General features: G+C 72.2%; 7 protein-coding genes. 5 read left to right on the plus strand and 2 right to left on the minus strand.

Annotation, left to right across the window (positions count from 1 at the left end; translation table 11 throughout):
* Nucleotides 1-225: 225 nt before the first annotated feature.
* Nucleotides 226-846: a hypothetical protein gene (locus JWR81_RS25780; RefSeq protein WP_297658472.1), complete on the minus strand. Its 621-nt coding sequence runs from the start codon at nucleotides 844-846 to the stop codon at nucleotides 226-228.
* Nucleotides 847-1759: 913 nt separating this feature from the next.
* Nucleotides 1760-2386 carry a hypothetical protein gene (locus JWR81_RS25785; RefSeq protein WP_297658474.1) on the minus strand — a complete coding sequence of 209 codons (627 nt, stop codon included), beginning with the start codon at nucleotides 2384-2386 and terminating at the stop codon, nucleotides 1760-1762.
* Nucleotides 2387-2493: 107 nt separating this feature from the next.
* Here JWR81_RS25785 and JWR81_RS25790 point away from each other — a divergent pair, with 107 nt between their 5' ends.
* From JWR81_RS25790 to JWR81_RS25810, 5 genes are all read left to right on the plus strand, one after another.
* Complete coding sequence (locus tag JWR81_RS25790; protein ID WP_297658476.1) at nucleotides 2494-2961, plus strand: hypothetical protein; 468 nt, start codon at nucleotides 2494-2496, stop codon at nucleotides 2959-2961.
* A gap of 72 nt (nucleotides 2962-3033) precedes the next feature.
* The gene (locus JWR81_RS25795) at nucleotides 3034-3972 is read left to right on the plus strand and encodes an alkaline phosphatase family protein (RefSeq protein ID WP_297658478.1); all 939 of its coding nucleotides are present in this window, start codon (nucleotides 3034-3036) and stop codon (nucleotides 3970-3972) included.
* Between the two features lie 55 nt (nucleotides 3973-4027).
* Nucleotides 4028-5419, plus strand: coding sequence for a ferredoxin reductase family protein (locus JWR81_RS25800; RefSeq protein ID WP_297658480.1), 1392 nt, complete (start codon nucleotides 4028-4030; stop codon nucleotides 5417-5419).
* Nucleotides 5416-5925 carry an FMN-binding protein gene (locus JWR81_RS25805; RefSeq protein WP_297658482.1) on the plus strand — a complete coding sequence of 170 codons (510 nt, stop codon included), beginning with the start codon at nucleotides 5416-5418 and terminating at the stop codon, nucleotides 5923-5925. The genes JWR81_RS25800 and JWR81_RS25805 overlap by 4 nt, the downstream gene beginning before the upstream one ends.
* Entirely contained in the window at nucleotides 5922-6671 is a 750-nt protein-coding gene (locus tag JWR81_RS25810) for an FAD:protein FMN transferase (RefSeq protein ID WP_297658484.1), read from the plus strand. Before JWR81_RS25805 ends, JWR81_RS25810 begins: the two co-directional genes overlap by 4 nt.
* The last annotated feature ends 41 nt before the right edge of the window (nucleotides 6672-6712 follow it).

Genomic DNA, 6712 nt, shown 5'->3' on the forward strand with positions numbered 1-6712 from the left:
GCCATCTGAAGCATGCCAACGCAACCCTGGGCGGATGCTTCGCGCTCGCCACTCCATGCCCGCGCTGCTCCTGGCCCTCGGGGTGCCATCGGCCGGTTCATCGACGGCTGGAACGAACGCTGGCGTCCATTCGTCTCGTGTTGGATCGGCCGCGGGTCGGTCGGGGCTGAGCAGCGATCTGGCAGCTGCGCTCCCAGCCGGGGCGACCCGGGCGCTGGATCAGGTTCAGTGCGGGGGCGTCGGGGGCAGCGGGTCGGCGCTGAAGTTGTCCGTCCACACAGCGCGGGAGCCTGCCTCGCCGACCCGGTAGCACTGGACCGTCGCTCCGACCCCCGCGGCGAGGGCCGCGACCACCGCAACACCAGCGATCACGATGGCCAGCGTGGAACGACGGCCGGTGGACGCCGTGCTCACCCGGGTGAGCGTCTCGGTGTCCACCGTGCCAGGCCCGGTCCTCGACGGCCCGGAGTCCACCCGAGCGGCGCCCTCGGCGCGGCCGGGGCGGTCGCGGTCGGGGTGGTCGTCCTCGGCGCGGCGGGAGGAGACGACCCGGTCGGAGGGCAGGAAACGCTGGGCCCACACCGCGATGGCCACCACGGCCAACACGATGGCCCAGGGCAACATGCCGTCGGCCAGATGGGCATGCGCGCGTACCAGCGGCGTGACGGGAACCCGCCGGATCAGCCATTCCCCGGCGCTGATCGTCAACTGCACGGCTCCGAGCATGACCAGGGCCAGTATCGGGACCGCCACCCCCAGTCTGCGCCGCGCCGCCGGCCAGACCGCGGTGCCCACAACGAGTAGCGCGGTCAGGGGAACCAGCACGACCACCGCGTGAATGAACATGACATGCGCCGGCAAACCGTCGATCTCATACGGAATCATGATCGGATCTCCTGGAATGTGAAGGTGAGGAGCTCGACGTCATGGATGCCGAGCGCTCCCGTGCTCCAGACCCACGGCCTGCACGACCCGCGCGGCTGCGCGCGGATCGCAACCGGAACCAGCCCCCACCCGCTGCCCGACCGGCCGAGGTGAACTATCCGGGCCCACCGGCCCCGGCTCGACACCCCGAACAGGACCCGCCGGCCATCGACCGCAGCGAACGTCGCCAGCCCGCCCCGCACCGGACGCGACCGACACGCCCCAACGGAGGCACATCGACACCGCCCGACACACCCGGCCCAGCACACCCGCAAACCCCCGGCAGACCAACGTGCGGTCGTGCCCGATCCAACCGGCCCGGCCGGGCACCCACAAAACATCGACCGGCCCACTGTCCAGCACCCACCACGCAGGCCGGTCCGACCCGGCAGGACGAACAATCCCCACGAGGTTGCCTCTGCGAGGCCGGTTCGGAGCCGGGAACGTCTCGGTTGGAGACACCGTCATCACCATGCGCGGTTCCACCCGACGAACCGTGTACCCGGTCCTCACCGCATCCCTACGATGCAGCCGGCTTCCTCCACACGGCGACCCGCCCTCCACCAACCCGAGGACTCCGGCGAAGTCGGCAGTGAGCGATCTTCAGGATGCCCAGGAGGGACCACCACAGTCCGTCACGTTCGTTCGGCGCCTACGCGGTGATGCGGAACCCTGCTCGACCAGGCGCGCCTCCGCGGCCTGCGACACCGCCCCCGTCCCCCGGCACATCCCGGGAACCTGCGGGTCGGTATCGCGCTACCTGCCGCTGCACCGGCTCATCTGGCGCGACTACTACCGCGACCACCCGCGGCCCGTCCCTGCTCGGCCCGCGGCCCTAGCGCGCCGTCCACGGCGTCGCGACCGGCATGACGATGACGGCGGCGGCGACACCGACCGCCAGCACGACCGCTACCAGCACCAGCCGCCCGGTGCCGCCACGGACCATCGGGACGAGCTTCGTCACGCGGAACTCCCGCCACGACGACAGGACCGCCTCCCGCAGGTGCCCGAGGACGTGAACGGTCATCACGGCCGCCCAGACGACGAAGCTGGCCTTGTGCGCGAACAGGAGCAGCCCGGGGCCGCCAGGTGTGACCGCGAACAGCCCGACACCCGTGCCGAGCACGGCCAGGCTGGAGGCGATGACGACGGGACCGAGGATGCGCAGCACCGGGTGAGGCGGCCCCTTCTGCACGTAGGGCGCCGACCCGGTGTAGTACCGGACGAACCTGTACCCGGTGCTGGCCGTCTTGAGCAGGACCGGAGCGATCAGCAGGACCCCCACGAACACGTGCACGGCGATCAGCTGCCGCACACTCAGGATCGTGACCCCCTCGCCTGCGAGCAGCACGATCAGCACCATGCCGCTGATCGATGTCAGGCGCGTGTTTCCCTCGACTCCCGCGTCCGGCGGAGCCGGGAGCGTGGAACTGCCGCGGTCGAGCCGCTCGGTGATGTCCACGGCGCCAGCGTCCACCGGGATTCTTGGAGACACCTGGGATCGCGGGGGATCTGCGCTCCTACGCCACTCACGTCCGGGCGGGCACGGGCCCCATCGCGGATGACGCGGTGCCGCGGCCGCAGGGCCTGCACCACGAGACCTCCGGGCACAGCGGTCAGCAGCCACAGCCGACGGGACTCGTCCCGCTGCCGGGCGGGGGACGCGGGCGGGAGATCGAGCGGCGGGTAGCCGCGGGCCAGCTGATAGAGCATCACCCCGTTCGCCGCGAGACCGAGGAATACGAGACCGAGGACGGCCGCGACCACGGCACCCACCGATCCGACGCCGGCGATCAGGTCCGGCAGCCAGATCGCGGGTGTGAGCGCTGCGAACGCGATCCCGACCCCGACCAGTCGCAGCGGGTACGGGCCGTGGCGCACCCGGTGTCGGTCGATCGCTCCGAGCGGGTCGCCGATCGCGAGCTGCTCATCGTCAGGAGCGTGCGAGCTCGACGCCATCGAACGCCTCCTTCCCCATCCGGAACACTGATGAACAGGGAAACCTTGTTTCCGCGGTCCCGCCACCCGTCCTGCTGAGGAGTCGATGAGAGTGCCCGTCCCGATCGCGCTCTCAGGATTTGCCAAGACGATCGCGGAACAGTGCGGGTCATGAAGCGCTCCGGAGCAGGCCGCGGCCCGGCCGCTCGTCACCGCCGTCTGCTCGCGCTGGGCGCTGCCCTGCTGATGTCGGTCACGGGATGTACGGCCACAGGCGCCACCCCGGGGGCCGGCACCGCCGGTACCACCGTCCTCGCAACCCCCTCCGTCCCGACCGTGTCCGGCGCGGTGCCCCGGCCCGACCACGTCATGCTGGTGATCTTCGAGAACGAGGACAGCACCGCCGTGTTCGGCGCGTCCACCGCGCCGTACCTGAACACCCTCGCCGCGTCCGGTGTCGCCTTCACCAACGCCCACGGGGTGGCACACCCCAGCCAGCCCAACTACGTCGCCCTCTTCTCCGGAGACACCCAGGGCGTTGCCGACGACTCCTGCCCGCGGTCGCTGTCCGGCCCGAACCTCGCCACCGAGCTGGTGGCCGCCGGGCACACGTTCACCGGCTACTCCGAGGATCTCCCCCGGGCCGGCTACACCGGGTGCAGCGCGGGCTCCTATGCCCGCAAGCACAACCCCTGGGCAGACTTCGCCGACGTGCCGGCCGCGATGAACCAGCCGCTCAGCGCGCTGCCGCAGGACTTCAGCGCCCTGCCGACCGTGTCGGTCGTCGTGCCGAACCTGTGCGACGACATGCACAGCTGCCCGGTCTCCACCGGTGACGTCTGGGCCCGGCAGCACCTGGCGTCGTACGTGAGCTGGGCCGCCACCCACAACAGCCTGCTGATCGTCACCTTCGACGAGGACAGCGGCACCTTCGCCAACCGGATACCCACCCTGGTCGTCGGCCCGATGGTCCGGCCGGGCAAGAGCACCCAGACCATCGCCCATTACGACGTGCTCCGGACGCTGGAGGACATGTACGGCCTACCGCCGCTCGGCGCCACCCGCACCGTCCGGCCGCTCACGGGGATCTGGGGAACCTCGTCCGGATGACCACCCCCGGTCCGGCTCACAGGAATCTCCAATGAGGACGGCGCAAGCTGGGGACGTGAGCCTCTCCACGACCGCCCCGTCTACCGGGCGGTTCACCCGTCCGCCCCGGTGGTGGCGATCGGCCACGGGGACCGCGACCTGGGCGAGCCTCGTGGTCGTCGTGGTGGTCTGGGTCGCCGGCCCCGGGGTGCGGCAGCTGGGTGCACCGGGCGGCCTGCTCGACGCGATCGGCCGGCTCACCGGGCTGGTGTCGGCAGATCTGCTGCTGGTCCAGGTGCTGCTGATGGCCCGCATCCCGTGGGTCGAGCGCAGCTACGGCCAGGACGAGCTGGCCCGCAGGCACCGCCTGGTGGGCTTCACCTCGTTCACCCTGCTCGTCGCGCACATCGTGCTGATCACCCTCGGGTACGCCGCGGCCGACGGGATCGACGTGGTGGCCGAGGCCTGGTCGTTGGTGACGACCTACGCGGGCATGCTGCTCGCCACAGCGGGCTCGGCGCTGCTCGTCATGGTGGCGGTCACCTCCACGCGGGCCGCGCGCCGCAGGCTGCGCTACGAGTCGTGGCACCTGCTGCACTTGTACGCCTACCTCGGCGTCGGGCTCGCGCTCCCCCACCAGATCTGGACGGGCACCGACTTCTCCGGCTCGCCCGCGGCGATCGCCTACTGGTGGACCGCGTACGCGGTGACGGCCGCATCCGTGCTGGTCTGGCGCCTCGGGTTGCCGATCCTGCGCAACCTGCGGCACCGGCTCGTCGTCGAGCGGGTCGTGCGAGAGGGACCCGGTGTCGTGTCGGTGCACCTCCGCGGTCGGGACCTGGATCGGCTGCCCGCGGCGGCGGGCCAGTTCTTCGTGTGGCGGTTCCTGCACGGCACCGGCTGGACGCGCGGGAACCCGTTCTCGCTGTCCGCGGCTCCCGACGGCCGGTCCCTGCGCATCACGGCGAAGGACCTCGGCACCGGCAGCGGCCGCCTGACCGCGCTCCCGCGGGGCACCCGGGTGCTGTTCGAGGGACCGTACGGGCGACTCACCGGTGACGTGCGGCGTGGCCACAAGGTCACCATGATCGCGTCCGGGATCGGGATCACCCCGCTGCGCGCACTGCTGGAGGAGATGCCCTACGCGCCCGGCGACGCGGTGCTGCTCCACCGGGTCGGCGCCGCGTCGGAGTTCCTGTTCCACCGCGAGCTCGACGAGCTCGCGGCACACCGCGGCGTCCGCATCGTCCACCTGCCGGGCCGCCGCATCCCGCACCGGGACTCGTGGCTGCCCGGGAGCTGGGCCGCGCTGTCGGACCGCGACGCGCTGCGGCGCATGGTGCCCGACATCGCCGAGCACGACGTCTACGTCTGCGGCCCGGACGGCTGGACCGACGCCGTGGTCGCATCGGCACGCCAGGCCGACGTCCCCGACGAGCAGATCCACACCGAACGGTTCGCCTGGTGAACCGCCCCCACCCCCGCGGCGTCCACCGGATCCTCGTCGCCGCCGGTGGCACGCTCGCCGGCATCGCGCTGCTGTTCAGCTACCCCACCAGCACCGACCAGAAGCTCGTCTCGAGCGGTCCCCTGACCCCTCCCGCCACCGACCCGTCCACGACGAGCGGGCCGGCTCCGTCCGGCGCCGCGACCTCACCGGCGCCGTCAGGAACCGGGACAACGGGCACCACGGGCACCGCGACCACGTTCGACGGTGCCGCCGTCGACACCGCGTACGGGCCGGTGCAGGTCCAGATCACGGTGTCCGGAGGCAGGATCACCGCGGCGCAGGTGCTGCAGGTACCGCAGGAGAGCGGCCGCGACGTCCGGATCAACTCCCAGGCGGTGCCGATCCTCGACCAGGAGGCCGTGCAGGCGCAGAGCGCGCAGATCGACTCCGTCAGCGGCGCAAGCTACACCTCCGAGGGCTACACGCGGTCCCTGCAGTCCGCCATCGACGCGGCGCACCTGTGACCACCGGCGCCGCCCCGGCACGCCGGTCCTGGCTGCAGCAGATCATGGGGATGCCGGTCAGCGTCCACGTGCGCGGCCCGGGCGCCCGCACCGATCCGTGCCTCGCGGACGTCGTGGACGCGGTGTTCGCGCAGCTCCGGGAGGCCGACCGGCTGTTCAGCACCTACCGGGATGACAGTGAGGTCAGCCGGCTGCGCCGCGGCGACCTGACGCCGGCGCGGTGCCACCCGCTCGTGCGCGAGGTCCTGGAGCTGTGCGAGGAAGCCCGGGAGCGGACCGACGGCTGGTTCGACGCGTGGCTCCCCGGCGGCCTCGACCCGTCCGGGCTGGTGAAGGGCTGGGCGGTCGAACGGGCCGCCGCCCTGCTCGCCGACGTCGACGGCCTCGACCACTACGTGAACGCCGGCGGGGACATGGCCGTCCGCGTGGCCGGGCCGGCAGCACCACCGTGGCGGATCGGTGTCGAGGACCCCCGCGACCGCTCCCGCCTCCTCGCGGTGCGCGAGGTGCGCTGCGGCGGCATCGCGACGTCGGGCAGCGCCGCCCGCGGCGCTCACATCGTGGATCCGCGCACCGGCAACCGTCCCGACGACCTGCTGTCCGTCACGGTCATCGGCCCGACGCTGCTGTGGGCCGACGTGTACGCCACAGCCGCCGTCGCCCGCGGCCGGGACGCCACCGACTGGCTGGCAGCACGAGCTCCCGACCACGAGGTCCTGGTCGTCCACCGGCCGCAGGACGGTTGACCGCCCGCAGGACACCACCGCCGCCGGTCAGCAATCCCCAA

The organism is Pseudonocardia sp. (assembly GCF_025965585.1).
GTDB lineage: Bacteria > Actinomycetota > Actinomycetes > Mycobacteriales > Pseudonocardiaceae > Pseudonocardia.